Raw genomic sequence first — 26,708 nt, 5'->3', positions numbered from 1 at the left:
GTCCCCAGGCCTGAGTAGGAGTAATAGGAGTTAGAGGAAACCGATGAGGTCCCACCGGTTCTACACCCCATGGCTGCTGATGCTGCCGGCGCTGGTATGGCTCGCGCTGTTCAGCGTGTGGCCGGCGATCAACACCGTCACGTTGTCGTTCACGAACGTGCACCAGCTCACCGGTGGGCACTTCATCGGTCTGAAGAACTACTGGCTTCTGTGGCATGACCCGCACATCCGGGACGCGGTGATCAACACCATCGTCTTCATGGTGATCTGCGTCCCGCTGCTCACGCTGCTTCCGCTGCTGCTGGCCATGCTGGTGCAGCGGAACATCCGCGGCATCGCCTTCTTCCGGACCGCTTTCTACTTCCCGGTCATCGCTTCGGCGGTGACCGTGGCCCTGATCTGGAAGTGGATGCTCGACGACCGCGGTCTGTTCAACAACCTGCTGCAGACCATGGGCGTCGTCCACAAGACGGTCCCGTTCCTCACCGACCGGTGGCTGCTGCTGCTCAGTGCCATCGCGCTGACGGTGTGGAAGGGCCTGGGCTACTACATGCTCCTGTACATGTCCGCGCTGGGCAGCGTGCGGCGGGAGCTGCATGAGGCCGCCGCCGTGGACGGCGCCGGGTCGGTGCGCCGGTTCTGGAGCGTCACCGTTCCCGGGGTGCGCGGCACCATGATCCTGATCTCGGTGCTGATCGCGGTGAACGCCATGCGGGTGTTCAGCGAGCTGTACATCCTCGGCGGCGCGACCGGCGGCGTCGGGGGCCAGGACGTGTCGATCGTGATGCTGGTGCAGCAGGCGGCCTCCGGCAGCGACGGCCGCCTCGGGTACGCCAGCGCGATCAGCGTGTTCCTGTTCTTCCTCACCGCCATCCCGCTGTTGTTCCTGACCCGCCTGAACAAGAACAGCCAGGAGGAGTCGTGACCGCGACCACCGCCGAGGACAGCCGCGAGTCGAAGACGCGCGGGAAGCGGCCGGCGCGCCGCGGTACCGCGGTCCGGCATCCGGACCGCAAGGGGCGCTCGCCCATCTTCGACGCGCCGACGCCGCACGGGCTGGTCCTGCGCTACGCCGCGCTGATCGTCGTGCTGCTGATCTCGATCGGCCCGATGCTGTGGGAGCTGTCGACCTCGCTGAAGAGCAAGGCCGAGGACGTCTACACCCAGAACATCCAGCTGCTGCCGCACCATCCCACGCTCGGCAACTACGGCGAGGTGCAGAACACCATCCCGGTGTGGCACTTCGCGCTGAACTCGCTGACCGTGGCCGTCATCAACGTCACCGGCAACGTCATCGGCGCCACGCTGGCCGGCTACGTGCTGGCCAGGCTGAAGTTCAAGGGCCGCAAGCTGCTGCTCGGGGTGTTCGTCGCGACGCTGATCCTGCCGGCCGAGGTGACGATCATCTCCAAGTTCCAGATGATCACCAGCATGGGCCTGGGCGACTCGATCCTCGGGGTCTGTCTGCCGGACATGATCGCCATGACCAACGTGCTGCTCATGCGCAACGCGTTCATGGCGCTGCCCAAGGAGGTGGAGGAGGCCGCGATTATCGACGGCGCCAATGTCCTGCAGCGGATGCGCTACGTCGGCCTGCCGTCGGTTAAGGGCACGCTGAGCGTGATCTCGATCTTCGCCTTCATCGGCGCCTGGGACGACTTCCTGTGGCCGCTGCTGGTGCTGCAGAGCCCGAACAAGCTCACGCTCACCGTCGGCCTGTCCTACCTGAACGGCCAGTGGTCGCACGACCCGCGCACCATCGCGGCCGGAACCATGATGGCGCTGCTGCCGATCCTCGCGCTGTTCCTGATCCTGCAACGGTACTTCTTCCGAGGCGTCGCCGAGGGCGCCATCAAGGGCTGATCCGCGCCCGCGCCACCCGGCACCAGATCCACCCGAACACACACGAGGGAAGCCCACCCCCGCCATGACCGCAGCACCGCTGGCCGCCACGCAGCCCACGACGACGCAGCCCACGACGACGCAGGCCCCGACGACGCAGGCCCCGACGACGCAGGCTCCGACGGCCCAGGCCGCGACGACGCAGCCGCTCCCGGCGCGGCCCACACCGCGCACCCCCCGCTTCGGCGTCAACTACACCCCCAGCGCCGGCTGGTTCCACCACTGGCTCGACTTCGACCTGGACTCCGTGCGCGCCGATCTGGACTCGATCGCCGCGCTCGGCCTGGACCACGTGCGGGTCTTCCCGCTGTGGCCGGTGTTCCAGCCCAACCGCACCCTGATCCGCCCGCGCGCCGTCGAGCAGCTGGTGGCGCTGGCCGACGCCGCCGGCGAGCGCGGCCTGGACGTCAACGTCGACGGACTGCAGGGCCACCTGTCCAGCTTCGACTTCCAGCCGGCCTGGGTCAGCACCTGGCACCGCCGGAACATGTTCACCGACCCCGACGTGGTCGCCGGGGAGGCCGAGTACCTGCGCACGCTGGCCGCGGCGCTGGCCGACCGGCCCAACTTCATCGGGATGACCCTCGGCAACGAGACCAACCAGTTCTCCGGCGACCCGCACCCGGACCCGGACCGCATCACCTCCGCGCAGGCGGCGGCGTGGCTGGACCGGCTGCTCGAGGCCTGCGAGCAGGGCGCGCCGGGCAAGTTCCACCTGCACTGCTCGTACGACGCCGCCTGGTACCTCGACGACCATCCCTTCACCCCGGCGCACGCCGCCCGGTACGGCGCCGCGACCGCGATCCACTCCTGGGTCTTCAACGGCACGCAGCAGCGCTACGGCACGGACTCGGCGGCCGTGGCGCACCACGCCGAATACATGATCGAGCTGTCCAAGGCCTGGTCCGCCGAGCCGCACCGGCCGGTGTGGCTGCAGGAGGTCGGCGCGCCGCAGCCGCACATCCCGGCGGACAAGGCGGCCGACTTCACCCGCGCGACCGTCGCTAACGCGCTCGACTGCCCGGACCTGTGGGGCGTCACCTGGTGGTGCTCGCACGACGTGAGCAAGGACCTGGCCGACTTCCCCGAGCTGGAGTACAGCCTCGGGCTGTTGACCACCGCCCGCGAGGCCAAGCCGGCCGGACTGGAGCTGGCCAAGATCGTCGGCGAGGTCCGCGAGACCTGGGCGCCGCCCGCGGCGCGGAGCGTCGGCCTGGTCCTGGACCTGCCCGAAGAGGTCACGGCGCGCGCCACGTGCGCCCCCGGCGGCCGTTTCTACGAAGCCTTCATGCGTCTGTTGGAAGAAGGTGCCCGGCCGACAGCTGTACTCGCCGGGCTCGCTGGGGATAAGAATCACTTGACTGCGCGCGGCATCACCGAGGTGCTGGCCGTCGAGGACGTTGGGAGCTAAAGCGATGCACGATAACCGGTCCTTGGTGGAACACCGCCTGAAGCGCGTCCTGGAGGAGCGCATCACTCCGGCGATCTACCCGGAGTCGGTGCCGTTGACGGGTTCGATCTGGGTCGCGCCCGGCGAGCCGGTGCCGGTCGCCGAAGGCTTGGCCGCGCCGCGCGAGCCGGTCGCGGTCGGCGACCGGTGGGGCGCGCCGTGGGGCACCAGCTGGCTGACGGTCGCCGGGACGGTGCCCGAGCGGTGGGCGGGCAAGACCGTCGAGGCGATCATCGACCTCGGGTTCGACAAGAACATGCCCGGCTTCCAGTGCGAGGGCCTGGTCTACCGGCCGGACGGCTCGCCGGTGAAGGGCCTGAACCCGCGCAACCAGTGGGTGCGCGTGGCCGACCGCGCCGAGGGCGGCGAGGACGTGCTGCTGCACGTCGAGGCGGCCTCGAACCCGGTGATCCTGGACTACCACCCCTTCCTGCCGACGCTGCTCGGCGACAAGGAGACGGCCGGCGACGAGCCGCAGTACCGGCTGGAGAAGCTGGAGCTGGCGGTCTTCGACGAGACGGTCTGGAACCTGGTCGCCGACCTGGAGGTCCTCGGCGAGCTCATGGCCGAGCTGCCCGAGGACTCGGCGCGCCGTTATGACATCGTGCGCGCGGTGGAGAAGGCGCTGGACGCCGTCGACCTGCAGAACGTGAACGCCACCGCCGCCGCGGCCCGGGAGTGCCTGGCCGAGGTGCTGGCCAAGCCGGCCGTGCCCTCGGCGCACAAGATCTCCGCCATCGGCCACGCGCACATCGACTCGGCCTGGCTGTGGCCGCTGCGCGAGACGGTGCGCAAGGTCGCGCGCACCACGGCGAACATGACCAACCTGCTGGACTCCGAGCCCGAGTTCATCTACACGATGTCCCAGGCCGCGCAGTACGACTTCATCAAGACCCACCGCCCCGAGGTCTACGAGAAGGTCAAGAAGGCCGTCGCCGAGGGCCGCTTCGTCCCGGCCGGCGGCATGTGGGTGGAGTCGGACACGAACATGCCCGGCTCGGAGGCGATGGCCCGCCAGTTCGTGCACGGCAAGCGCTTCTTCCTGGACGAGTTCGGCGTCGAGAACGACGAGGCCTGGCTGCCGGACACCTTCGGCTTCGCCGGGGGCCTGCCGCAGATCATCAAGGCGGCCGGCAGCAAGTGGCTACTGACTCAGAAGATCAGCTGGAGCCAGGTCAACAAGTTCCCGCACCACACCTTCCTGTGGGAGGGCATCGACGGCACCCGGATCTTCACGCACTTCCCGCCGATCGACACCTACAACTGCTCGATGAAGGGCAGCGAGATCGCGCACGCCGCCCGCAACTTCAAGGACAAGGGCCGCGCCTCGGTGTCGCTGGCCCCCACCGGCTGGGGTGACGGCGGCGGCGGGACCACGCGCGAGATGGTCGCCAAGGCGCGGCGGATGAAGGACCTGGAGGGCTCGGCGAAGGTCGCGTGGGAGAAGCCCGCGGACTTCTTCGCCAAGGCCGAGGCCGAGTATCAGAACCCGCCGGTGTGGGTGGGGGAGCTGTACCTGGAGCTGCACCGGGCCACGCTGACCAGCCAGGCGGGGACCAAGCAGGGGAACCGGCGCAGCGAGCACTTGCTGCGCGAGGCTGAGCTGTGGGCCGCCACGGCCGCGGTGCGGAACGCGTTCGAGTACCCGTACGCCGCGTTGGACCGGATCTGGAAGACGGTGCTGTTGCACCAGTTCCATGACATCCTGCCGGGATCCTCGATCGCGTGGGTGCACCGCGAGGCCGAGAAGACCTACGCCGAGCTCGGCGCGGAGTTGACGGGGCTGGTCCTGGAGGCCCAGGGCTCGATGTCCGGCGACGAGGTCGCCGACCACGCGGACCGGGTCGTCTTCAACGCGACGCCCCACACGCGGGAGGGGGTGCCGGCCGGCGGTGCGCGCGTGGCCGACTCGGGCCCGGGGCAGACCTCGGTCACCGAGCGGGCCGGCGGCGGCCACGTCCTGGACAACGGGCTGCTGCGGGTCGAGATCGACGACCGCGGCCTGGTGGTGTCGGCGTTCGACATCGAGGCCGGCCGCGAGACGGTCCCGGCCGGCGCCGCGGCCAACCTGCTTCAGATCCACCCGGACTTCCCGAACATGTGGGACGCCTGGGACGTCGACGAGTTCTACCGCAACACCGTGACCGACCTGACCGACGTCGACAAGATCGAGGTCGAGAGCGACTCCGCGCCCGGGCAGATCCGGGTCTCGGTGTACCGCTCGTTCGGCGCGTCCAAGGTCGCGCAGCGCCTGACCCTGCGGACCGGGGCCAAGCGCCTGGAGATCACCACGACGGTCGACTGGCACGAGACCGAGAAGTTCCTGAAGCTCGCGTTCCCGCTGGACATCCACGCCGACCGCTACGCCTCGGAGACCCAGTTCGGCCACATCTTCCGGCCGACGCACACGAACACCTCGTGGGAGGCCGCGAAGTTCGAGGCCTGCAACCACCGGTTCGTGCACTTCGAGGAGCCGGGCTGGGGCGTGGCGCTGGTCAGCGGCTCGACCTACGGCCACGACGTGACCCGGACGGTCCGCGAGGACGGCGGCACCACCACGACCGCGCGGATCTCGCTGCTGCGCGCGCCGCGGTTCCCGGACCCCGAGACCGACCAGGGTGTGCACCACTTCCAGCACGCGCTGGTGCCCGGCGCCGGGATCGGCGACGCGGTGCGCGAGGGGTACTCGGTCAACCTGCCGGCCGAGCGGATGGGCGGGACCTCGGCGGTCGAGCCCCTGTTCACCATCGACAACGACGCCGTCACCGCCTCCGCCGTCAAGCTCGCGGACGACCGCAGCGGCGACGTGATCCTGCGCGTCTATGAGTCGCACGGCGGCCGGGCCTCGGCGCGCGTCACCCCGAACTTCGGTTTCTCGGGCTTTGAGATCTGCGATTTGCTAGAGCGGCCGATCACCCGAGAAGGTGTGACCGTGGTCTCGGACAACGATGGACTCCGCCTGAGTCTGCGGCCGTTCCAGCTCGTCACACTCCGCTTCACTCGCACGACCGGTTCGGAGGCCTGAACCCGATGAACGTCCTTCCCACCTACTCTGCCGATCCGGGGCGCTACGACGACCGCATGCCTTATCGGCGCAGCGGTCTGAGCGGGCTGAAGCTGCCGCTGGTCTCGCTCGGGCTGTGGCACAACTTCGGGGACGGCAAGCCGCTGGAGGACCAGCGCGCGGTGCTGCGGCGGGCCTTCGACCTCGGGGTCACGCACTTCGACCTGGCGAACAACTACGGGCCGCCCTACGGCTCGGCCGAGATCAACTTCGGGCACGTGTTCGCCCAGGACTTCCGGCCCTACCGGGACGAGCTGGTGATCTCCACCAAGGCCGGGTACGACATGTGGCCCGGGCCGTACGGCGAGTGGGGCTCGCGCAAGTACCTGCTGGCCTCCCTGGACCAGTCGCTGGCCCGGATGGGCCTGGACTACGTCGACATCTTCTACTCGCACCGCTTCGACCCGGAGACTCCGCTGGAGGAGACGATGGGTGCGCTGGCTTCGGCCGTGCAGCAGGGCAAGGCGCTGTACGTCGGCATCTCCTCCTACAACTCCGAGCAGACGCGCGAGGCCGCGGCGCTGCTGCGCGACATGGGTGTGCGGGCGCTGATCCACCAGCCTTCGTACTCGATCCTGAACCGCTGGATCGAGGAGGACTCGCTGCTGGACGCCACCGCCGAGACCGGCATGGGCTGCATCGCCTTCAGCCCGCTGCAGCAGGGGCTGCTGACCTCGCGGTACCTGGACGGGAACATCCCGGCCGGCTCGCGGGCCTCGGTCGGCCGGTTCCTGTCCAAGGACAACCTCACGCCCGAGGTGCTGGCCAAGCTGCGCGGGCTCAACGAGCTGGCCGGCAAGCGCGGGCAGTCGCTGGCGCAGATGGCCACGCAGTGGGTGGTCCGCGACCCGCGGATGACCTCGGCGCTGATCGGCGCCTCGTCGGTGGCGCAGCTGGAGGAGAACGTGGCCGCGGTGTCCGGGCCGGAGTTCACCGCCGAGGAACTGGCCGCCATCGACGAACTGGCGCTCGGCTAGCCGTTCGGTCCACAGGCCGGACGCAGTCTCGCAAACCGCCGCCGAGCCGGGGATCCTGAGCCCCCGGCTCGGCGGTTTCGCCCGTTCGTTGAGAACGTTCACAAGAGCACCCGGAGGAAGTGTGTACGCGGCCATCGACATCGGCGGCACCAAGATCGCGGCGGGGTTGGTCGATGCCGAGGGCGAGCTCCTGGCCCGGCACGAGCGGCCGACGCCGGCCGTCGAACCGGTGTCGGCGGTCCAGGACCTGCTCGCGGCCCTGACCGCGGACCCCCGCTGGGAGCAGGTGACGGCCGTGGGCATCGGCAGCGCCGGGCCCATCGACGCCTCCAAGGGCACCATCAGCCCGGTGAACATCCCCGCCTGGCGCGACTTCCCGCTGGTCGAGCGGGTCGCCGATGTCACCGGCCGGCCGGTGACGCTGGCCGGCGACGGCGTCGCGATGGCCGCCGGCGAGCACTGGCGCGGCGCCGCGAAGGGCCGCGAGAACGTGCTGTGCATGGTGGTCTCCACCGGCGTCGGCGGCGGTCTGATCCTCGGCGGCCGCCTGCGCCCCGGCCCCAGCGGCAACGCCGGGCACATCGGGCACATGTGCGTGGAGCTCGACGGCCCGCCCTGCCCCTGCGGCGCCCGCGGCTGCGTGGAGATCATCTCCAGCGGCACGGCCATCGCCGCGCGCGCGGTCCGCGAAGGCTGGCAGCGCCCCGGCGGCGGCCCCGCGACCGAGGCGACGGCCGCGGAGGTGGCGGCGTCGGCGGTGGCCGGCGACCCGATCGCGCTGGCCTCGTTCGACCGCTCGGCCAGGGCGCTCGCGGCGGCGATCGCCGGCACCGCGGCCCTGGTGGACATCGAGGCCGCGGTGATCGGCGGCGGCGTGGCGAAGTCGGGGGAGTTGCTGTTCGGCCCGCTGCGCGAGCACCTGAAGGAGTACGCGCGGCTGTCGTTCACACGGGATGTGACGGTGCACCCGGCGGCGCTCGGCGGCGATGCCGGGCTGATCGGGGCGGCGGCGCTGGTGGGGCACGCGGAGTCGATATAGCGGATAGATGAAGTGTGAGCGCGGCGGAGGCTTGCGTAGCGTGCGTGCATGCCTCCTCTCGCACATGCCTTGGTCGTGCCGCTTCAGGCGGATCGGGTGGACAGGCCACGCCTGGAGTATGTCGGCTTCGGAGCGATGCGAAGCGGTAGGAACGAGGCTTGCGACGCGCTCTACTTCCCTTTGCCGTACGGCGAGGACGTCGGCCAGGGCCGGGTGACATTCGAGGGGCTTGGACGCGGCGCGGGTGTGTCGCGGAGAGCACATGCCGTACCCGGGGGCAGCCCCGTATAGGCGGGGCGATTGGGTATACGAGATCTCCGATTCGCCGTGGCTGCTCGAACGCCATGAGTACGAGGTCGCGCACTATCGGACGCCGCTGTTGGAGACGTATCGGCACTACTTGTTCGTGTTCCACGGCGAGTTCGTCGAAGTCATCGCGCAGGGCATCTGGTTCGACCGGCCGGACCCGGCCGACCCGTCGGCGCTTCCCGTCGGCCATCCACTGCGCAGGCTCGACGGGCGCGCCGCTCCGGAGATCCACACGTCGCCGACGGGCATCGTGTGGGAGCTGCGCCGCAATCCTGAGGCGGTGCCCGACCTCGTGGCGGGTTCGAGGCTCTGCTCGCAGCGTCTGTATCAGTTCAACTTCGTCTTCGACGGTCAAAGCAGCGAGTCGGCCAGCGTCTGGCTGCGCACGGCCGAGGGCCGTACGACAGCGCGGTTGGACCGCGACTGGGTCGGGACGTTCGCGACCTTGGACGGCGTCCCGTCGGCGGAGGACTTCTTCGAGGTGTGGGAGGCGTACGTCGCCGAAGTGGCCGCGCGGCGGCGGGAGATGGGAAAGGTCCCGTAGCCCTGGGGTTCCCCGTCGGTCCGTGGTCGGAGCGGTATCGCGGGCAGAGCTTCACCGGGTGTACCGCGGCTGCCCGGACACTCCGGGATCGTTGTGGACATGCTGCCCGGGCCTGATGTGCCCGGCGAGCAGGGCGCGGTGCTGGACATCGTCACGGTCGTGCGGCGACGGCAACCTGTGGATGTGGAACGTCGACGACTCGTCGGACTCCAAGCCGGGATATGCGTCGACAAGCAGTTCTGCGCGGCTCTAAGATTCAGCGCCCTTATCAGTGCCCAGCTGCGGAGTCACCAAGCCCATGGACTGCCCGACCTGCGCAAAGCCCGCCGAGCCAGGCGCGGTCGACTGCTACCGGTGCGGCGAGCGGCTCATGCCGTCCGCCGCGCATCCCGGCTACGCCGCGCCCGTTCCGCGGCTGTCGGCGGTCGCGGGTCTCGGCAAAGCCCTGACCGTCCTGCTCTCGGTCTTGGCGGTGGGGGAGGCGGCGCAGTTCGTGGTCACCCTGGCCGGTGGGCCGGCGGCTGCGCTGATCGCGGTGAACCTGCTGCTCTTCGTGGGGATCGCGCCGGTGTTCCTCGTCTGGTTCTTCCGGGTCCGCAAGAATGCCGGGTTGTGGGGTCCGCAGACCCGCGCGCAGGGGTGGACGATAGGTGCCTGGTTCACCCCGGTGGTCAACTTCTGGTTCCCGGTGCAGATCATGCGGGACGTCTGGAGGGCCTCCGGCGCCGAGCCGGGCGGGCGGGCCGGCGTCGCCCGGGTGGCCGCCGGGTGGTGGACCTGTTGGAGCCTGGCCTGGCTGACCGGTTACCGCACCTTCACCGTGCACGGCACGGCGGCGGACGGGTCTATCGTGGTGACCCAGCAGGCCGGATTCTTCCTGGACGGGACCGTCGTCAGCGCGTCGTGCCTGGGGCTGGGCGCGCTTCTGATGGCGCGGATGATCGCGGGGATCACCGGGATGCAGGCGGCGCGCGGGGCGGCGTGAATTACGTCACATCCCCGTGACTTATTAGGTCTCCCTTACTTGGTGCCGGGGAACGAATAAAGGCACACTGGTGTTGTGGAAAGTGTGCCGAGCCCGATCGTGAGTACGTCGTCGTCCGCCGACGACACCTCCGACGTGCACGTCGGCACGCGCAACCGGGTCGCGCGGAGCATCCTGGCCAACGGCCCCTCGACCGCGGTGGATCTCGGCAAGCGGCTGAAGATGACGCCCGCCGGTGTGCGGCGTCACCTGGATGCGCTGCTCGCCGAGGACCTGGTCGAGGCGCGGCAGCAGCGGACGTACGGGCAGCGGGGCCGGGGCCGTCCGGCCAAGGTCTTCGCGCTCACCGACCGCGGCCGCGGGGTCTTCTACCAGGCGTACGACCAGCTGGCCGTCGACGCGCTGAAGTTCCTCGCCGACAGTGCGGGGCCGGCGGCGGTCGAGGCGTTCGCGCGCAAGCGCGTCGCGGAGCTGGCCGACCGGTTCCGGGAGCGGATGGACTCCGTGCCCGAGCAGGAGCGTCCCGCGCTGCTGGCCAAGCTCCTCACCGAGGACGGCTACGCCGCCGGACTGCGCGAGACCGGCAAGGCGCCAGCCGCCGGCGAGCAGCTGTGCCAGCACCACTGCCCGGTGGCCCATGTCGCCGAGCAGTTCCCGCAGTTGTGCGAGGCCGAGACCGAGGCCTTCGCGGAGCTGCTGGGGACCCACGTCCAAAGACTCGCGACCATCGCCCACGGCGACGGCGTGTGCACCACCTTTATCCCGATGACCGCTACAGCCACCGGGAGCAGCAAGAGCAACGAGGTTTCCGGAGGGAACGCGCTATGACCACCACCTCGCATGAGCAGCTCGAAGGCCTTGGCACCTACGAGTACGGCTGGGCCGACTCCGACGTCGCCGGATCCTCGGCGCGCCGCGGCCTGAACGAGGACGTCGTCCGCGACATCTCCGCGAAGAAGAACGAGCCGCAGTGGATGCTCGACATGCGGCTGCGGGGCCTGCGGCTGTTCGAGAAGAAGCCGATGCCGGTGTGGGGCGCGGACCTCGGCGGGATCGACTTCGACAACATCAAGTACTTCGTGCGCTCCACCGAGAAGCAGGCCGAGTCCTGGGACGACCTGCCGGCGGACATCAAGAACACCTACGACAAGCTGGGCATCCCGGAGGCCGAGAAGCAGCGGCTGATCGCCGGTGTCGCGGCGCAGTACGAGTCCGAGGTCGTCTACCACCAGATCAACAAGGAGCTGGAGGAGCAGGGTGTCATCTTCCTGGACACCGACACCGCTCTGAAGGAGTACCCGGAGCTGTTCCGGGAGCACTTCGCGACGGTGATCCCCACCGGCGACAACAAGTTCTCCGCGCTGAACACCGCGGTGTGGTCCGGCGGGTCCTTCATCTACGTCCCCAAGGGCGTGCACGTCCAGATCCCGCTGCAGGCCTACTTCCGCATCAACACCGAGAACATGGGCCAGTTCGAGCGGACGCTGATCATCGCCGACGAGGACTCCTACGTCCACTACGTCGAGGGCTGCACCGCGCCGATCTACTCCTCGGACTCGCTGCACTCGGCGGTCGTGGAGATCGTGGTGAAGAAGAACGCCCGCGTGCGCTACACCACCATCCAGAACTGGTCGAACAACGTCTACAACCTGGTGACCAAGCGCGCCGCCGCCCAGGCCGGCGCCACCATGGAGTGGATCGACGGCAACATCGGCTCCAAGGTCACGATGAAGTACCCGGCCGTGTGGCTGCTCGGCGAGCACGCCAAGGGCGAGACGCTGTCCGTCGCCTTCGCCGGCGAAGGCCAGCACCAGGACGCCGGCGCCAAGATGGTGCACGCGGCTCCCCACACCTCCTCGACGATCATCTCCAAGTCGGTGGCCCGCGGCGGCGGCCGCACCTCCTACCGCGGCCTGGTCCAGGTGCAGGAGGGCGCGCACCACAGCAAGTCCACCGTGAAGTGCGACGCGCTGCTGGTCGACACCATCTCCCGCTCGGACACCTACCCCTACGTGGACGTCCGCGAGGACGACGTGTCCATGGGCCACGAGGCGACCGTCTCCAAGGTCAGCGAGGACCAGCTGTTCTACCTGATGAGCCGCGGCATGACCGAGGACGAGGCGATGGCGATGATCGTGCGCGGCTTCGTCGAGCCGATCGCCCGCGAGCTGCCGATGGAGTACGCGCTGGAGCTCAACCGGCTGATCGAGCTGCAGATGGAGGGCTCGGTCGGCTGACGCCGCCCAGAGCCGGCACAGACCCCTTACGAACCGAACCACTAGTCACGAGTACGGGACATCGATGTCTGATCCGCAGAACCAGGTGGGCGCCGTCACGGCCGCCGCCGTCACCGTGAACGAGCCCGGCGCGGGCAACCGCCTGGCCGGGCCGGGCACCGGCCGTGCGGTGAGCCAGCCGACCGACGCGCGCATCGAGCGCCACAAGTCCTTCGACCCCGCGGACTTCCCGGTGCTGACCGGCCGCGAGGAGGACTGGCGTTTCACGCCGCTCAAACGCCTGCGCGGGCTGCACGAGTCGCCGGCCGCCGACGGCAAGGTGGCCGTCGAGGTCGCCGCCCCCGAGCCGGTCTCGGTGGAGACCGTCGGCCGGGACGACGCCCGGCTGGGCAAGGCCGGCACGCCGGTGGACCGCACCTCGGCGCTGGCGTGGGCCGGGTTCACCGAGGCCACCGTCATCACCGTCCCGCAGGAGGCTGAGGTCTCCGAGCCGGTGCGGGTGACGCTGACCGGCAGCGGCGGGACCGTGTTCGGGAACGTCCTGGTGGACGTGAAGCCGTTCGCGAAGGCCGTCGTGGTCTTGGACTACCAGGGCAGCGCCACGTACTCGGAGAACGTGCAGTTCCTGGTCGGCGACAGCGCAGACCTGACCGTCATCGCGCTGCAGGACTGGGCCGACGACGCCGTGCACCTGTCGCAGCAGCAGTCCCAGCTGGGCCGCGACGCGCGCTTCCAGTCGATCAACGTCATCTTCGGCGGCGACCTGGTCCGGATCACGCCGCAGGTGGTGTACACCGCGCCCGGCGGCGACGCCGAACTGCTCGGCGTGTACTTCGCCGACGCCGGCCAGCACCTGGAGTCCCGCCTGCTGGTCGACCACAGCGCCACGCACTGCAAGTCGCGCGTGACCTACAAGGGCGCGCTGCAGGGCCAGGACGCGCACACGGTCTGGGTCGGCGACGTCCTGATCCGCGCCGAGGCCGAGCAGACCGACACCTACGAGCTGAACCGCAACCTGGTCCTGACCGACGGGGCGCGGGCGGACTCGGTGCCGAACCTGGAGATTGAAACCGGCGAGATCGTCGGCGCCGGGCACGCCAGCGCGACCGGCCGCTTCGACGACGAGCAGCTGTTCTACCTGCAGGCCCGCGGCATCCGCGAGGACGAGGCCCGCCGTCTGGTGGTCCGCGGCTTCTTCGCCGACGTGATCGGCCGCATCGGCATCCCGGACGTCCAGGAGCGGCTGATGACCAAGGTGGAGGAAGAGCTCGCTGGAGCCGTCGCATGACCGACACCCAGACCTGGATCCGCGTCTGCGGCGTCTCGGAGGTGACCCCGGACCAGCCCAAGGCGGTCGTGGCCGGCGACACCCCGGTGGCCGTGGTGCAGCACGAGGGCGAGTTCTACGCGATCCACGACGTGTGCTCGCACGCGAACGTCGCCCTGTCCGAGGGCGAGGTCGTGGACTGTGAGATCGAGTGCTGGCTGCACGGCTCGATGTTCGACCTGAAGACCGGCAAGCCCTCCAGCCTGCCGGCCACCGAGCCGGTGCCGGTGTACCCCGTGAAGATCGAAGGCGATGATCTGTACGTCGCCGTGAAGGAGGCGTAACAGACATGGCGACCCTGGAAATCAAGGACCTGCACGTCACCGTCGAGGGCGAGAACGGCCCGCGCGAGATCCTGCGCGGGGTGAACCTGACGGTCAAGCAGGGCGAGACGCACGCCATCATGGGCCCCAACGGCTCGGGCAAGTCCACCCTGGCCTACTCGATCGCCGGGCACCCGAAGTACACCATCACCTCCGGCACCGTCACCCTGGACGGCGAGGACGTGCTGGCGATGACCGTGGACGAGCGCGCCCGCGCCGGCATGTTCCTGGCCATGCAGTACCCGGTGGAGATCCCCGGCGTCACGGTCTCCAACTTCCTGCGCACCGCGGCCACCGCGATCCGCGGTGAGGCCCCGAAGCTGCGCACCTGGGTCAAGGAAGTCAACGGCGCCATGGAAGCCATCCAGATGGACAAGGCGATGGCCGAGCGCAACGTCAACGAGGGCTTCTCGGGCGGTGAGAAGAAGCGCCACGAGATCCTGCAGATGGAGCTCCTCAAGCCGAAGATCGCGATCCTCGACGAGACCGACTCCGGCCTGGACGTGGACGCGCTGAAGACCGTCTCGGAGGGCGTGAACCGGGTTCGCGAGTCCGGCGAGGTCGGCACGCTGCTGATCACGCACTACACGCGGATCCTGCGCTACATCAAGCCGGACTTCGTCCACGTCTTCTCCGACGGCCGCATCGTGGAATCGGGTGGCCCGGAGCTGGCCGACAAGCTGGAATCTGAGGGCTACGAAAGCTACGCCAAGGCTGGAGCCTGATCCTCATGGGCATTACCCCTCAGTTCCTTGACACGGATGCCATCCGCAAGGACTTCCCGATCCTGCAGCGCCTGGTGCACGGCGACAAGCCGCTGGTGTACCTGGACAACGCGGCGACCTCGCAGTCGCCGCAGCAGGTGATCGACACCATCGTCGAGTACTACTCGCTGCACAACGCCAACGTGCACCGCGGCATCCACGTGCTGGCCGAGGAGGCCACGGCGCTGTACGAGGGCGCCCGCGACAAGGTGGCCGCGTTCATCAACGCCCCGCGCGAAGAGGTCGTGTTCACCAAGAACTCCTCCGAGGCGCTGAACCTGGTCGCCAACGTCCTCGGCTGGGCCGGCGAGCCCTACGGCATCCGCCCCGGCGACGAGATCGTCATCTCGGAGATGGAGCACCACTCCAACATCGTGCCGTGGCAGATGACCGCCGAGCGGCTCGGCGCGAAGCTGCGCTGGTTCGGGATCACCGACGAGGGCCGCCTGGACCTGTCGAACCTGGACGAACTGATCAACGAGCACACCAAGGTGGTCTCGCTGGTCCACATCTCCAACATCCTGGGCACGGTCAACCCGGTCGAGACCATCGTCAAGCGCGCGCACGAGGTCGGCGCGCTGGTGGTCCTGGACGCCTCGCAGTCCGCCCCGCACCTGCCGCTGGACGTGCAGGCCCTGGGCGCCGACTTCGTCGCCTTCACCGGCCACAAGATGCTCGGCCCGACCGGCGTCGGCGTGCTGTGGGGCCGCCGGGACCTGCTGGAGGAGCTGCCGCCCTTCCTCGGCGGCGGCGAGATGATCCAGACGGTCACCATGGAGAAGTCCACGTACGCGGGCCTGCCGCACAAGTACGAGGCCGGCACCCCGCCGATCGCCGAGGTGATCGCGCTGGGCACCGCCGTGGACTACCTCACCGGCATCGGCATGGAGAACGTCGCGGCGCACGAGCACGCGATCACCGAGTACGCGCTCAAGCGGCTGCAGGAGGTCGAGGGTCTGCGGATCATCGGCCCGGCCACCAACGAGGACCGCGGCGCGGCCATCTCGTTCACGCTCGGCGACATCCACCCGCACGACGTGGGCCAGGTCCTCGACGAGCACGGCATCGCGGTGCGCGTCGGCCACCACTGCGCGCGTCCGGTGTGCGTGCGGTTCGGAATTCCCGCGACCACGCGAGCGTCGTTCTATCTGTACTCCACGCCGGCCGAGGTCGACGCCCTCGTGGAGGGCCTGGACGAGGTCAAGCGGTTCTTCGGAGTCTGAAAGCCGTAGGAGGAGCAGGAGATGCAGCTGGAATCGATGTACCAGGAGATCATCCTGGACCACTACCGCCACCCGCACCACAAGGGTCTGCGCGAGCCGTACGCGACCCAGGTGCACCACGTGAACCCGACGTGCGGTGACGAGGTGACCATGCGCGTCGACCTCAAGGGCGACGTGATCAGCGACATCTCCTACGAGTCCCAGGGCTGCTCGATCAGCCAGGCCTCGGCGTCGGTCATGGCGGACCTGCTCATCGGCAAGTCGGTGGAGCAGGCGCGCGAGGTGCAGGAGACCTTCCTGCAACTGATGCAGGCCAAGCTGGACGGCCCGGAGTTCGCCGAGGAGCACGAGGAGGTGCTGGAGGACGCCGTGGCGTTCGCCGGCGTCGCCAAGTACCCCGGGCGTGTGAAGTGCGCGCTGCTGTCGTGGATGGCGTGGAAGGACGCGACCGCGCAGGCGCTCGAAGCTGACGGCAGTGTTGAATTCGAAGGCAAGGGTGTGAAGGCATGACTACGACCGAACTGGCGCCGATCGAGGACGTCACCGAGGCGCTGCGCGACGTGGTCGACCCCGAGCTCGGGATCAACGTCGTTGATCTGGGCCTGGTGTACGGCCTGACGGTGGACGACGCGAACATCGCCGTCGTCGACATGACCCTGACATCGGCGGCCTGTCCGCTGCAGGACGTCATCGAGGACCAGATGCGCATGGCCCTGGACGGCCTGGTCGCCGACTTCCGGGTGAACTGGGTCTGGATGCCGCCGTGGGGTCCGGACAAGATCACCGACGACGGCCGGGAGCAGCTGCGCGCCCTCGGATTCAATGTCTGAGTACTGATTCGAAAAACGCCCGATCCGTTACGGATCGGGCGTTTTCGTGTGCGCACTCGTCAGATGCATGTGCATTCGCAGGCGCGGAAGTCTTGCGTAAACGACGGTACGTGTGGGTAGGTTGGTACCTGTTACAAGTAACGGGATGGTCAAGACCCGCGTACAAAGGGGGAGCCTGTGTCCGGGATCCGGAAGGCGACTGACAGCGGCCGAGAGGCGTGCATGCTCGCCGTCCACCTCATTCTGCAGCGGCCCGATGACGAGCGCGTGCTCCTGGGGTTGCGCAGAGGGGCCGTGTGGGGTTCCGGACGGTGGCACGTGCCCGCCGGCCACGTCGAGCCCGGCGAGGACGCTGTGCAGGCTCTGGTCCGCGAGGCGCGCGAGGAACTCGGCGTGCGCATCGATCCGGCCGACCTGGAGCACGCGGTGACGGTCCACCACCGCGAGGCCGACGGCGAGCCCCGCATGCAGCTGTTCTTCGCGGCCAGCCGCTGGTCCGGCGGCCCGGTGAACGCCGAGCCCGGCAAGTGCGAGAAGCTCGGCTGGTTCACGGTCGACGACCTGCCCTCGGCGACGGTCGGCTACACCCGCACGGCGTTGAGCTCGTGGCGGGCCGGCCGGTCCTTCGCGGTGTGCTGGCGGGACAGCAAGCGGGTGGACCGGGGCCTGGGCAGCCGTCTGATCGCCGGTCTGCAGGCGATCTGAGTCACATCGCCCGTGCTGCGGGCGATGTGGGGCGTACCAGCACGAAAACTCGTTCCGGAGCGGTGCCGTGCGCACCGTAAAATGGTGCGACGTGATCACCGCAACCGACGTCGAGCTCCGGGCCGGCAGCCGCATCCTGATCGAGAAGGCCTCCTTCCGAGTGGGTCCCGGCGACCGCATCGGCCTGGTCGGCCGCAACGGCGCCGGCAAGACCACGCTCACCAAGACCCTGGCCGGTGAGACCATCCCGGCGGCCGGCACCATCCACCGCTCCGGCCAGGTCGGCTATCTGCCGCAGGACCCCCGCACCGGCGACATGGACGTCATCGCCCGCGACCGCATCCTGTCCGCCCGCGGGCTGGACGACATCATGCGCCGCATGCGCGAGAACGAGAAGCGCATGGCCTCCGACGACCTGGCCACCCACGAGAAGGCGATGCGCCGCTACACGCGGCTGGAGGACGAGTTCGTCGCCGCCGGCGGGTACGCCGCCGAGTCCGAGGCCGCGACCATCGCCTCCGCGCTCGGTCTGCCCGACCGGGTCATGAGCCAGCCGCTGCACACCCTGTCTGGTGGCCAGCGCCGCCGCGTCGAGCTGTCCCGGATCCTGTTCGGCGACAACGAGGTCCTGCTCCTGGACGAGCCGACCAACCACCTCGACGCCGACTCGATCGTCTGGCTGCGCGAGTTCCTGAAGTCCTACAAGGGCGGGTTCATCGTCATCTCCCACGACGTGAACCTGGTCGAGGCGTCGGTGAACAAGGTGTTCCACCTGGACGCCAACCGGGCCACCATCGACTACTACAACATGGGCTGGAAGCTCTACCTCAAGCAGCGCGAGGACGACGAGCGCCGCCGCAAGCGCGAGCGCGCCAACGTGGAGAAGAAGGCCGCGGTGCTCAACGCGCAGGCCGACAAGATGCGGGCCTCGGCCACCAAGACCGTCGCCGCGCAGAACATGGCCCGGCGCGCCAACCGGATGCTGGCCGGGCTGGAGGAGGTGCGGCAGGCGGACAAGGTCGCCAAGCTGCGCTTCCCGACCCCGGCTCCGTGCGGCAAGACCCCGATCATGGCGACCGGGCTGTCCAAGTCGTACGGCTCGCTGGAGGTCTTCACCGACGTCGACCTGGCGGTGGACCGCGGTTCCAAGGTCGTCATCCTGGGCCTGAACGGCGCCGGCAAGACCACTTTGCTGCGGCTGCTCGGCGGCGTGGAGCAGGCGGACACCGGCCAGGTCGAGCAGGGGCACGGCCTCAAGCTCGGCTACTACGCGCAGGAGCACGAGACGCTCGACCCGGAGCGCACGGTGCTGGAGAACATGCGCAGCGCGGCGCCGGACCTGGACCTGGCCGACGTGCGCAAGACCCTCGGCTCGTTCCTGTTCTCCGGCGACGACGTCGACAAGCCGGCCGGTGTGCTCTCCGGCGGTGAGAAGACGCGTCTGGCGCTGGCCACGCTGGTCGTCTCCACGGCGAACGTGCTGCTGCTCGACGAGCCCACCAACAACCTGGACCCGGCCTCGCGCGCGGAGATCCTCGGGGCGCTCGGGACGTATGAGGGCGCTGTGATCATGGTGACCCACGATGAGGGCGCGGTGCAGGCGCTGAATCCGGAGCGGGTGATCCTGCTGCCGGACGGCGACGAGGACTTGTGGAGCGAGCAGTACCTCGACTTGGTCTCGCTGGCCTGACCGACGCCCAGCGCTGGCCTTCGGGAGAAAACGCCACCCCACGCCAGGGCGGGACTTTTCATCGTGGGCTGATTCGTCCAGGGAATTAGATCATGCGATAACCGGACAAATCCGCATGATCTACTGGTCGGATCGGGCGACGTGACATTGATGTTATGGGCAACATCGCCGAATCGGTGGCCAAGAGCGCTGCGAGGGGTGATCATGTGTACCTAGAGCGCACATCCACTCCAGGAGGCACGTGTGGCCGAGACTCTCAAGAAGGGCAGCCGGGTGACCGGCGACGCGCGGTCGCAGCTCGCGATCGACCTCAAGACGAAGTACGAGGCGGGCGAGTCCATTCGCGCCCTCGCCCAGTCCACCGGGCGTTCGTACGGGTTCGTGCACCGGATGCTCAGCGAATCCGGTGTGACGCTTCGGGGTCGGGGCGGCGCGACGCGCGGCAAGGCGAAGACTGCCTGACGAGCGTGAAGGAGCCGGGCGGAGTTCGGGCAGCCGACCGGTGACGAAGGGGCGGGGTGCGTGATGGGCACCCCGCCCTCTTCTGTTCCCTCTTCCGTCCGGTGCCGCTCCAGGCCGGCGTCGGACACCTCCATTGTCCGGGCCCGCGCTGGCGCAACAAGTTACCCGCGGGTAGTCTCGCTCTTCGGCACCGTCCGCACGGATTCAGGAGAGCTCATGAGCTGGGAAGACACCGCACGCCAGGCCGCGGACGCGGGCATCGACGTGCTGCTGGAGGGCGAGGCCGCGACCATCACGCTGAACCGTCCGGACAAGCGCAATTCTCAGACCCCTGAGTTCTGGACCGCGCTGACCGCGATCGGCGCCGCGCTGCCGGGCACGGTGCGCGTCGTGGTGCTGCGCTCGGAGGGCAAGTCGTTCTCCGCGGGCCTGGACCGGTCGATGTTCGAGAACTTCGCCACCTTCGCGGCGTCCTCCGACGAGGAGGTGGACCGCACCATCGAGGGGTATCAGCAGGCGTTCACCTGGTGGCGCCGCACCGATCTGGTCACCGTCGCCGCGGTCCAGGGCCACGCCATCGGCGCCGGCTTCCAGCTGGCGCTGGCCTGCGACCTCCGGATCGCCGCCGAGGACGCGCTGTTCTGCATGAAGGAGCCGGCCCTGGGGCTGGTGCCGGACCTGGCCGGGACGCAGCCGCTGGTGGACGCGGTCGGGTACCCGCGTGCGCTGGAGATCGTGGCCACCGCGCGCTATGTGGACGCCGCGGAGGCGCTGCGCATCGGCCTGGCCAACCACGTCGTGCCGCGCGAGGAGCTGCACGCCGCCGCCGCGAAGCTGGCCGCTGACCTGCTGGCCGCCCCGCGCGGCGCGGTCACGGAGTCGAAGGCTCTGCTGCGGGCAGCGGCTGGGCGTCCGTACGACGAGCAGCGAGCTGCGGAGCGGGCGGCTCAGACCCGGCGGTTCCGGGACCTGGCCGGGACGGGAGAGTCCTGAGGCTCCACTCGCGCGACCGCCAGAAGTCCGCGACCAGCATCAGCGCCATCGGGTACATCGGCACGAAGTAGCGCAGCGAGGTGCGCCCGGTGGCGTCCAGGATGCTCAGGAACGCGCAGGCCAGCGCCGAGCCGACGACCATGGCCGCGTAGACGTTCCGGAAGCGCAGCACGACGGCGACCGCGGTCAGCAGCCACAGCACCTGCAGGCCGTGGTCGCCGGCGAAGGCGCCCCGGAACTCGCGCGCGAACATGTCCACCACCAGGCCCGGGATCTTGCCGAGGGTCTGGCCCAGGTGCGCCTTGACGTAGGCGGTGTTGCCGAGGTGGTTCACCTCGGAGTAGTGGCGCAGCTCGTTGAACGGGAACAGCGCGCTCACCAGCCCCACGGCGAACACCCCGATGCCACCGGCGACCAGCGCCGGACGGCACCAGACGTTCGCCTTGCCCCAGGTCTTGGTGCGCACCGCGGTCCACAGGTACGCGAAGACGATGGCCGCCACCGGCACCGGGACCGTCTGCCGCGTGAAGGCCAGGACCAGCAGCAGCACGCCGATGCAGATCAGGTCGTTGCGCGAGGTCTCGCGGTCCAGCGGGAGTCTGGTGATGATCAGGACTATGAGAAGTGCGGCCAGGGACTCGGTGTATATACCGGTCTGGAAGAACCAGAACGCGTAGGCGATCTGGTACAGCAGCAGCATCCCCAGGGCGAGCTGTACGCCGAACAGGCGGGTCAGCAGGCGCATGCTGACGAACAGGAACGCCGCTGCGCACAGATAGGACAGGACCCAGATCCCCTTGGCGCCGAACATCCAGATGAACGGAACCGCCAGCGCCGAGTAGAAGAAGCGCGGCGCCTCGAGGTTGAACTCCCCGACGCCGGGCTGGCCGGCGACGCCGGTGAGGGTGCCGCGTATTCGCCCGACGGTGGCCTGCTGGTGGAAGAAGACCCCGGTGAGACGCAGCGCGTCGTCGGTGGAGTGTCCGGCGAACTTCAGGGCGGCCGCGACATAGTAGAGCGCGTCGCCGTCCCACAGGGTGACCCGGCTGTGCCACCACCAGTACTCGGTGACGAACACTGCCAGCAGGATCAGCCACGCGGCGGTGGGGACGTCGCCGCGGGCCCGCAGGCCCAGTCGCCGGAGCGTGTCCAATTAGGGGCCCTGCCTGTCGGTCGTGGGGTTGTCGGTCCTCTGCCGTGGGATCGCGCCATTTTTGTGGACGGCGCGGTCCCTGCACAACCCCGTCGCCGGCTATGCCTGCGTGGGCTCCACCACCACCGGCAACGGCTCGGGCCGCTTGGCCGCGCGGCCGTCGCCGGAGGATTTGCCGGTGATCCGGCGGCCGATCCACGGCAGCAGGTAGACCCGCATCCACCGTAGGTCCTGCCCCCGGGCCTGGAGCCACGGCTTGGGCCGCTCAGGGGGCAGGCCCGCGCGCCACTCGAAACTCGGTTCGGCGCCGAGCGCCTGGAGCACCGCCTCGGCGACGCGCCGGTGGCCTTCGGGGGAGAAGTGCAGGCGGTCCTCGGCCCACATGCGCGGGTCGTCGAAGACCCGGGCCGTGAACAGGTCCACGACCACCGCGCCGTGCGATTCGCCGAAGGCGTCGACCAGTTCGATCAGCCGGTTGACGGCCGGCATCAGGCGCTGCGAGCCGCGCATCCGGCGGCGCGGGTCGGTCGGGCGGAACAGGACGATCGTGGCCTTGGTGGTGGCCAGCTGCTGGAAGCAGGACTGGACGCTGGCCTCGACGGCCTTCATGTCGCAGCCCGGGCGCAGCACGTCGTTCAGGCCGCCGGCCAGGGTGATCAGGTCGGCGTCCATCTTCGCCGCGAGCGGGATCTGGTCGCGCTCGATCTGGCCGATCAGCTTGCCGCGCACCGCGAGGTTGGCGTACCGCAGGTGCGGGTCGTCGGCGGCCAGTCGTTCGGCGACGCGGTCGGCCCAGCCGCGGAACGAGCCGTCCGGCAGCGTGTCGTCGCACATGCCCTCGGTGAAGGAGTCCCCGACCGAGACCATGATCTTGCCCTGGCGGGCGCTCAGTGCCGTGAAGTCCATGATGGCTCGATCCTAGCGGCGGTAGTTTCCAGGTTCGCCAGGGTGTCCGCCAGGTTGATCCAGCTCGCCCGCTCGTTGGCGTCGCCGAGGTGGGGCCGGCTGAAAAGGCCCAGGTAGATCGCGGTCTCGGTGAGGTCCCAGCGCAGGCTGTAGAGGTCCTGCAGCCCCGGGTCGCCGAGCTCGAAGTCCCACAGATCGCGCTCCGGAGGGGCGATCAGGGCGGTGTCCCAGTCGATGAGCAGCAGACGGTCCCGGCCGCGCAGGAAGTTGCCGAGGTGGGGCTCGCCGTGGGTGAGGACGAAGGTCTCCGGGCGGGCGCGGGCGGCGTCGGCGAGGGCGTCGTGGTGCGCCAGCAGGCGGCCGAGCAGCGGGGCGTGGCGGGCGGCGAGGGCGCCGGCCGGGCCGGAGAAGGGGCCGGCCGCCGGGTCGGGGAGACGGCCGTCGAGGATGGCGTCGAGGGCGTCGCGCTGCGGGATCGCGAAGTCCTCGGTGTCGGCGGCGCCCCAGGCGGAGCGGGGCGCGCCGTGGAGTTCGCCGACGATCGCCAGGGCCTGGTCCCGCAGCGACGGGTCGGCGCCTTCCCAGGGCTGCCAGGGGAAGGCGTCGCCGTCCTGGTACGGGTAGACCGACACCGCGAAGCCGGGGGCGAGTTCGGCGACGATGGTGCCGTCCGGGGCCGCCACCGGAGCGACGGCGAACTCGTAGCCGTGCTCGCGTAGGGTTCGGGGGACGGAGAGAGCGTTCCTCAACTCCCGCAGCCGCTCCGCCGCGGCCTCGGCGCCGCCGGGGAGCTCGTCCACGGTGACGAACCATCGTCCGCCCGCGGCGTCCCGGATAGACCAATGGTGTGATCCGAAGCCCACCGGGGCGTACGCCGACGCCGCGACCTGCACTTCCCAGGTGTTCGCCAACAGCGCACGCAACTCGTCTTCAGGAAACGAGTCCGGAGGGTTCAACATGGCTGAAGGTTATGGGAATGGCCGCATCGCCTCACGGCTTTTATCTCTGACAGGATCACGACAAAGGGAGCAAGACGCGTGTCGATGGGTGGTGGGATGGGTTCGCCGGGCATGGGCATGATGATGCGCGGCGCCCGTGGCCGGAACGACAAGGAGATCCTGAACCACAAGCTGGCTCCGGGGACCATCAAGCGGATCTTCAAGATCGCCCGGCCCTACCGGCCGCTGATCGCGGTGTTCCTGGCGATCACGATCGTGGACGCGGTGCTGGTGGTCCTGCCGCCGCTGCTGGCGCAGAACCTGGTCGACGACGGCGTGCTCAAGGGCGACCGGGGCGTGGTGACCAGGCTGGCGCTGATCATCGCCGCGGTCGCGGTGGGCGACGCCGCGGCCTCGCTGGTGAACCGGTTCCTGTCCTCGCGGATCGGCGAGGGGCTGATCTACGACCTGCGGACCCGGGTGTTCGCGCACGTGCAGCGCATGCCGATCGCCTTCTTCACCCGCACCCAGACCGGCGCGCTGATCTCCCGGCTGAACAGCGACGTCATCGGGGCCCAGCAGGCCTTCACCTCGGTGCTGTCGAACGTGGTGTCGAACGTCATCAGCCTGGTGCTGGTCGCCGGGACCATGTTCTACCTGTCGTGGCAGATCACCCTGCTCTCGCTGGCGCTGCTGCCGGTGTTCCTGATCCCGGCCCGCCGGGTCGGCAAGCGTATGCAGGGCCAGGTCCGCCGCCAGATGCAGCTGAACGCGGACATGTCGGCGATGATGACCGAGCGCTTCAACGTCTCCGGCGCGCTGCTGGCCAAGCTGTTCGGCCGGCCCGCCGAGGAGGACGCGGAGTTCGCCGAGAAGGCCGCCGGGGTGCGCAACGCCGGCGTCAGCATCGCCCTGACCGGCGCGTGGTTCATGACGGCGCTGACCCTGGTCGCCTCCCTGGCCACCGCGCTGACCTACCTGATCGGCGGCCGCCTGGCGATCAGCCACTCCATCACCCTGGGCACCCTGATCGCCCTGGCCGCGCTGCTCGGCCGGCTCTACGGCCCGCTGACCGCGCTGACCAACGTCCGCATCACGGTGATGTCGGCGCTGGTCTCCTTCGACCGCGTCTTCGAGGTCCTGGACCTGGAGCCGATGATCAAGGAGAAGCCGGACGCCGCCACCCTGCCCGCCGGACCGGTCGCGGTCGAGTTCGACGACGTCGCCTTCCGCTACCCGACCGCCGACGAGGTGTCGCTGGCGTCCCTGGAGTCGGTGGCGCGCCTGGACCAGGCGCCCTCGGCGCCGGTGCTGCGCGGCGTGACCTTCACCGCGGCGGCCGGCGAGATGGTGGCCCTGGTCGGCCCGAGCGGAGCGGGCAAGACCACGATCACCTCCCTGGCCAACCGGCTGTACGACCCGCTGTCGGGCACAGTCCGCATCGGCGGCACGGACATCCGCGACGTCACCCTGGAGTCGCTGCACGCCACGGTCGGCACGGTGACGCAGGACGCGCACATGTTCCACACCACGATCCGCGGCAACCTGCTGTACGCCCGCCCCACGGCCACCGACGAGGAGCTGACCGAGGCGCTGCGCGACGCCCAGATCCTGGACCTGGTCCACAGCCTGCCCGACGGCCTGGACACCGTGGTCGGCGACCGCGGCTACCGCCTGTCCGGCGGCGAGAAGCAGCGGCTGGCGATCGCCCGACTGCTGCTGAAGGCCCCGAGCGTGGTCGTCCTCGACGAGGCCACCGCGCACCTGGACAGCGAGAGCGAGGCGGCGGTGCAGCGGGCGCTGGCGCGGGCGCTGCGCGGACGGACGTCGCTGGTGATCGCGCACCGGCTGTCGACGGTGCGGGACGCCGACCAGATCCTGGTGGTGGACGGCGGGCGGATCGTGGAGCGGGGGCGGCATGAGGAGCTGCTGGCCGCTGAGGGGCTTTATGCGGAGCTGTATCGGGTGCAGTTCCAGGGGCAGGAAGGTTTGCGTGGCGGGGACGGGGAGGCTGGAGCTGGCGTCGGGCCGGATGCCGTCGAGCCTGAGGTGGCTGCGGCTGCCGGGTGACGGTTTTGCAGGCACGGGGGATCCGGGACAGAGGCGACCAACACTCGAACCGCAGCTCACGCGGGGTGTTGGGATCCCTCAGAGCCGAAAATCGCCTTTGACTGTCAACCCACAACGCACCCGCACCCGTCCCGCGAGCGCTCTGCCCCTACCGGCTCTTCCGCAGCGCCGTGAACCCGAACTCCATCGCCACCGGCGAGGGCTGCCGGATCAGCGTCGTGGACCGGGGCCGCCGGGCCACCCGGGTCTCGCCCTCGACCGCGCCGGTCTCGCCGCTGTCGATCACCCGGTCGAAGTCGATGCGGCGCGCCTCGGGGATCTCCTCGCGCAGCACGCGGGCGATGTCCGGCCAGATGCCGGCGCGCTGCCAGTCGCGCAGGCGGCGCCAGCAGGTCATGCCGCTGCCGTACTCCAGTTCCTGCGGCAGCTTCTCGAAGCCGATGCGGCGGCCGAGGACGACCAGGATGCCGTTCAGGACCGCGCGGTCGTCCAGGGGCTTGCGGCCCGGGTTGCGGCGGCGGCGGGGGCGCTCGGGGAGCAGGGCGCTGATGCGCTCCCAGGCGCGGTCGGTCACCACCGGGTCCTGGTGGCCGGTGCGGCGCAGGCGGGTCAGGGTGTTGCCGCCGGAGGGCGTGGCGGCGGGGTCGCGGCGGGGGGCCGGGACCCCCAGGAGCACCGCGCTGTGGACATCCGGCGGCTCGGTGCGCGGCGGGGTGTGGGGCACGTATCGCCCAACGCGGTCGAAACAGCAGACGTCACGCTTTCGGGTCGCTTGTCACCCATTGGAGGCAGACGGAAGCATCGCGTGGCGTTACCC

24 protein-coding genes are annotated in these 26,708 nt (G+C 69.6%); 21 read left to right on the top strand and 3 right to left on the bottom strand.

Features of this window, described 5'->3' with window-relative positions; genetic code table 11:
- Positions 1 to 43 precede the first annotated feature (43 nt).
- The 20 genes from ABH926_RS40925 to ABH926_RS40830 all read left to right on the top strand — a co-directional run bounded on the left by ABH926_RS40925 (position 44) and on the right by ABH926_RS40830 (position 20,824).
- Entirely contained in the window at positions 44 to 925 is an 882-nt protein-coding gene (locus ABH926_RS40925) for a carbohydrate ABC transporter permease (RefSeq protein ID WP_370371672.1), read from the top strand.
- Positions 922 to 1,863: a carbohydrate ABC transporter permease gene (locus ABH926_RS40920; protein ID WP_370371671.1), complete on the top strand. Its 942-nt coding sequence runs from the start codon at positions 922 to 924 to the stop codon at positions 1,861 to 1,863. Before ABH926_RS40925 ends, ABH926_RS40920 begins: the two co-directional genes overlap by 4 nt.
- A 64-nt stretch (positions 1,864 to 1,927) precedes the next feature.
- On the top strand, positions 1,928 to 3,313 hold the full coding sequence (locus tag ABH926_RS40915) for a glycosyl hydrolase (protein ID WP_370371670.1): 1,386 nt from the start codon (positions 1,928 to 1,930) through the stop codon (positions 3,311 to 3,313).
- A 4-nt stretch (positions 3,314 to 3,317) separates the two neighbouring features.
- Positions 3,318 to 6,377, top strand: coding sequence for an alpha-mannosidase (locus ABH926_RS40910; RefSeq protein ID WP_370371669.1), 3,060 nt, complete (start codon positions 3,318 to 3,320; stop codon positions 6,375 to 6,377).
- A 5-nt stretch (positions 6,378 to 6,382) separates the two neighbouring features.
- Positions 6,383 to 7,393: an L-glyceraldehyde 3-phosphate reductase gene (gene mgrA, locus ABH926_RS40905; protein ID WP_370371667.1), complete on the top strand. Its 1,011-nt coding sequence runs from the start codon at positions 6,383 to 6,385 to the stop codon at positions 7,391 to 7,393.
- Between the two features lie 121 nt (positions 7,394 to 7,514).
- A complete protein-coding gene (locus tag ABH926_RS40900; protein ID WP_370371665.1) occupies positions 7,515 to 8,432 on the top strand; it encodes an ROK family protein in 918 nt (305 codons plus the stop codon).
- A 262-nt stretch (positions 8,433 to 8,694) separates the two neighbouring features.
- Positions 8,695 to 9,285 (top strand): hypothetical protein, encoded by a 591-nt coding sequence (locus tag ABH926_RS40895; protein ID WP_370359938.1) that lies wholly within the window; start codon positions 8,695 to 8,697, stop codon positions 9,283 to 9,285.
- A gap of 298 nt (positions 9,286 to 9,583) precedes the next feature.
- Positions 9,584 to 10,270: a DUF4328 domain-containing protein gene (locus ABH926_RS40890; RefSeq protein WP_370342321.1), complete on the top strand. Its 687-nt coding sequence runs from the start codon at positions 9,584 to 9,586 to the stop codon at positions 10,268 to 10,270.
- A 96-nt stretch (positions 10,271 to 10,366) separates the two neighbouring features.
- Complete coding sequence (locus ABH926_RS40885; protein ID WP_370371810.1) at positions 10,367 to 11,098, top strand: helix-turn-helix transcriptional regulator; 732 nt, start codon at positions 10,367 to 10,369, stop codon at positions 11,096 to 11,098.
- The gene (sufB, locus tag ABH926_RS40880; RefSeq protein ID WP_370371664.1) at positions 11,095 to 12,507 is read left to right on the top strand and encodes a Fe-S cluster assembly protein SufB; all 1,413 of its coding nucleotides are present in this window, start codon (positions 11,095 to 11,097) and stop codon (positions 12,505 to 12,507) included. The genes ABH926_RS40885 and sufB overlap by 4 nt, the downstream gene beginning before the upstream one ends.
- Positions 12,508 to 12,571: 64 nt before the next feature.
- Positions 12,572 to 13,795, top strand: coding sequence for a Fe-S cluster assembly protein SufD (sufD, locus tag ABH926_RS40875; protein ID WP_370371662.1), 1,224 nt, complete (start codon positions 12,572 to 12,574; stop codon positions 13,793 to 13,795).
- On the top strand, positions 13,792 to 14,118 hold the full coding sequence (locus ABH926_RS40870; RefSeq protein WP_370371660.1) for a non-heme iron oxygenase ferredoxin subunit: 327 nt from the start codon (positions 13,792 to 13,794) through the stop codon (positions 14,116 to 14,118). The genes sufD and ABH926_RS40870 overlap by 4 nt, the downstream gene beginning before the upstream one ends.
- A 5-nt stretch (positions 14,119 to 14,123) precedes the next feature.
- Positions 14,124 to 14,882 carry a Fe-S cluster assembly ATPase SufC gene (sufC, locus tag ABH926_RS40865; protein WP_370371658.1) on the top strand — a complete coding sequence of 253 codons (759 nt, stop codon included), beginning with the start codon at positions 14,124 to 14,126 and terminating at the stop codon, positions 14,880 to 14,882.
- A 5-nt stretch (positions 14,883 to 14,887) separates the two neighbouring features.
- Positions 14,888 to 16,144 (top strand): cysteine desulfurase, encoded by a 1,257-nt coding sequence (locus tag ABH926_RS40860; RefSeq protein ID WP_370371656.1) that lies wholly within the window; start codon positions 14,888 to 14,890, stop codon positions 16,142 to 16,144.
- 21 nt (positions 16,145 to 16,165) lie between these two features.
- Positions 16,166 to 16,654, top strand: a complete 489-nt coding sequence (sufU, locus tag ABH926_RS40855) for a Fe-S cluster assembly sulfur transfer protein SufU (protein ID WP_370371655.1) — start codon at positions 16,166 to 16,168, stop codon at positions 16,652 to 16,654.
- Positions 16,651 to 16,974 (top strand): metal-sulfur cluster assembly factor, encoded by a 324-nt coding sequence (locus tag ABH926_RS40850; RefSeq protein WP_370371654.1) that lies wholly within the window; start codon positions 16,651 to 16,653, stop codon positions 16,972 to 16,974. Before sufU ends, ABH926_RS40850 begins: the two co-directional genes overlap by 4 nt.
- 177 nt (positions 16,975 to 17,151) lie before the next feature.
- Positions 17,152 to 17,679: an NUDIX domain-containing protein gene (locus ABH926_RS40845; RefSeq protein ID WP_370371652.1), complete on the top strand. Its 528-nt coding sequence runs from the start codon at positions 17,152 to 17,154 to the stop codon at positions 17,677 to 17,679.
- 91 nt (positions 17,680 to 17,770) lie between these two features.
- The gene (locus tag ABH926_RS40840; protein WP_370371650.1) at positions 17,771 to 19,369 is read left to right on the top strand and encodes an ABC-F family ATP-binding cassette domain-containing protein; all 1,599 of its coding nucleotides are present in this window, start codon (positions 17,771 to 17,773) and stop codon (positions 19,367 to 19,369) included.
- A 243-nt stretch (positions 19,370 to 19,612) separates the two neighbouring features.
- Positions 19,613 to 19,831 (top strand): helix-turn-helix domain-containing protein, encoded by a 219-nt coding sequence (locus ABH926_RS40835; RefSeq protein ID WP_194897647.1) that lies wholly within the window; start codon positions 19,613 to 19,615, stop codon positions 19,829 to 19,831.
- Between the two features lie 216 nt (positions 19,832 to 20,047).
- Positions 20,048 to 20,824 (top strand): enoyl-CoA hydratase/isomerase family protein, encoded by a 777-nt coding sequence (locus ABH926_RS40830; RefSeq protein ID WP_370371648.1) that lies wholly within the window; start codon positions 20,048 to 20,050, stop codon positions 20,822 to 20,824.
- A gap of 1,252 nt (positions 20,825 to 22,076) precedes the next feature.
- On the opposite strand, the gene ABH926_RS40825 is transcribed toward ABH926_RS40830, so the two are convergent.
- Both ABH926_RS40825 and ABH926_RS40820 read right to left on the bottom strand, forming a co-directional pair.
- Positions 22,077 to 22,883 (bottom strand): SGNH/GDSL hydrolase family protein, encoded by an 807-nt coding sequence (locus ABH926_RS40825; protein ID WP_370371646.1) that lies wholly within the window; start codon positions 22,881 to 22,883, stop codon positions 22,077 to 22,079.
- Entirely contained in the window at positions 22,865 to 23,842 is a 978-nt protein-coding gene (locus ABH926_RS40820) for a phosphotransferase (protein WP_370371645.1), read from the bottom strand. Before ABH926_RS40820 ends, ABH926_RS40825 begins: the two co-directional genes overlap by 19 nt.
- A 96-nt stretch (positions 23,843 to 23,938) precedes the next feature.
- Between ABH926_RS40820 and ABH926_RS40815 the strand changes: the two genes are divergently transcribed.
- Positions 23,939 to 25,891, top strand: coding sequence for an ABC transporter ATP-binding protein (locus tag ABH926_RS40815; protein WP_370371808.1), 1,953 nt, complete (start codon positions 23,939 to 23,941; stop codon positions 25,889 to 25,891).
- A 148-nt stretch (positions 25,892 to 26,039) separates the two neighbouring features.
- Here ABH926_RS40815 and ABH926_RS40810 read toward each other — a convergent pair whose 3' ends face one another.
- Positions 26,040 to 26,615: a transposase gene (locus tag ABH926_RS40810; protein WP_370371643.1), complete on the bottom strand. Its 576-nt coding sequence runs from the start codon at positions 26,613 to 26,615 to the stop codon at positions 26,040 to 26,042.
- Positions 26,616 to 26,708 lie beyond the last annotated feature (93 nt).

It is taken from the genome of Catenulispora sp. GP43 (assembly GCF_041260665.1).
GTDB lineage: Bacteria > Actinomycetota > Actinomycetes > Streptomycetales > Catenulisporaceae > Catenulispora.
The sequence above is the reverse complement of the archived record's forward strand: the minus strand, read 5'-3'. Positions and strand labels throughout refer to the sequence as shown.

Coding starts and splice junctions, on each gene's coding strand:
- ABH926_RS40925 (WP_370371672.1), top strand. CDS start 44: ATGAGGTCCCACCGGTTCTACACCCCATGGCTGCTGATGCTGCCGGCG.
- ABH926_RS40915 (WP_370371670.1), top strand. CDS start 1,928: ATGACCGCAGCACCGCTGGCCGCCACGCAGCCCACGACGACGCAGCCC.
- ABH926_RS40910 (WP_370371669.1), top strand. CDS start 3,318: ATGCACGATAACCGGTCCTTGGTGGAACACCGCCTGAAGCGCGTCCTG.
- mgrA (WP_370371667.1), top strand. CDS start 6,383: ATGAACGTCCTTCCCACCTACTCTGCCGATCCGGGGCGCTACGACGAC.
- ABH926_RS40895 (WP_370359938.1), top strand. CDS start 8,695: ATGCCGTACCCGGGGGCAGCCCCGTATAGGCGGGGCGATTGGGTATAC.
- ABH926_RS40890 (WP_370342321.1), top strand. CDS start 9,584: ATGGACTGCCCGACCTGCGCAAAGCCCGCCGAGCCAGGCGCGGTCGAC.
- sufB (WP_370371664.1), top strand. CDS start 11,095: ATGACCACCACCTCGCATGAGCAGCTCGAAGGCCTTGGCACCTACGAG.
- sufD (WP_370371662.1), top strand. CDS start 12,572: ATGTCTGATCCGCAGAACCAGGTGGGCGCCGTCACGGCCGCCGCCGTC.
- ABH926_RS40870 (WP_370371660.1), top strand. CDS start 13,792: ATGACCGACACCCAGACCTGGATCCGCGTCTGCGGCGTCTCGGAGGTG.
- sufC (WP_370371658.1), top strand. CDS start 14,124: ATGGCGACCCTGGAAATCAAGGACCTGCACGTCACCGTCGAGGGCGAG.
- ABH926_RS40860 (WP_370371656.1), top strand. CDS start 14,888: ATGGGCATTACCCCTCAGTTCCTTGACACGGATGCCATCCGCAAGGAC.
- sufU (WP_370371655.1), top strand. CDS start 16,166: ATGCAGCTGGAATCGATGTACCAGGAGATCATCCTGGACCACTACCGC.
- ABH926_RS40850 (WP_370371654.1), top strand. CDS start 16,651: ATGACTACGACCGAACTGGCGCCGATCGAGGACGTCACCGAGGCGCTG.
- ABH926_RS40830 (WP_370371648.1), top strand. CDS start 20,048: ATGAGCTGGGAAGACACCGCACGCCAGGCCGCGGACGCGGGCATCGAC.
- ABH926_RS40825 (WP_370371646.1), bottom strand. CDS start 22,883: ATGGACTTCACGGCACTGAGCGCCCGCCAGGGCAAGATCATGGTCTCG.
- ABH926_RS40820 (WP_370371645.1), bottom strand. CDS start 23,842: ATGTTGAACCCTCCGGACTCGTTTCCTGAAGACGAGTTGCGTGCGCTG.
- ABH926_RS40815 (WP_370371808.1), top strand. CDS start 23,939: ATGGGTTCGCCGGGCATGGGCATGATGATGCGCGGCGCCCGTGGCCGG.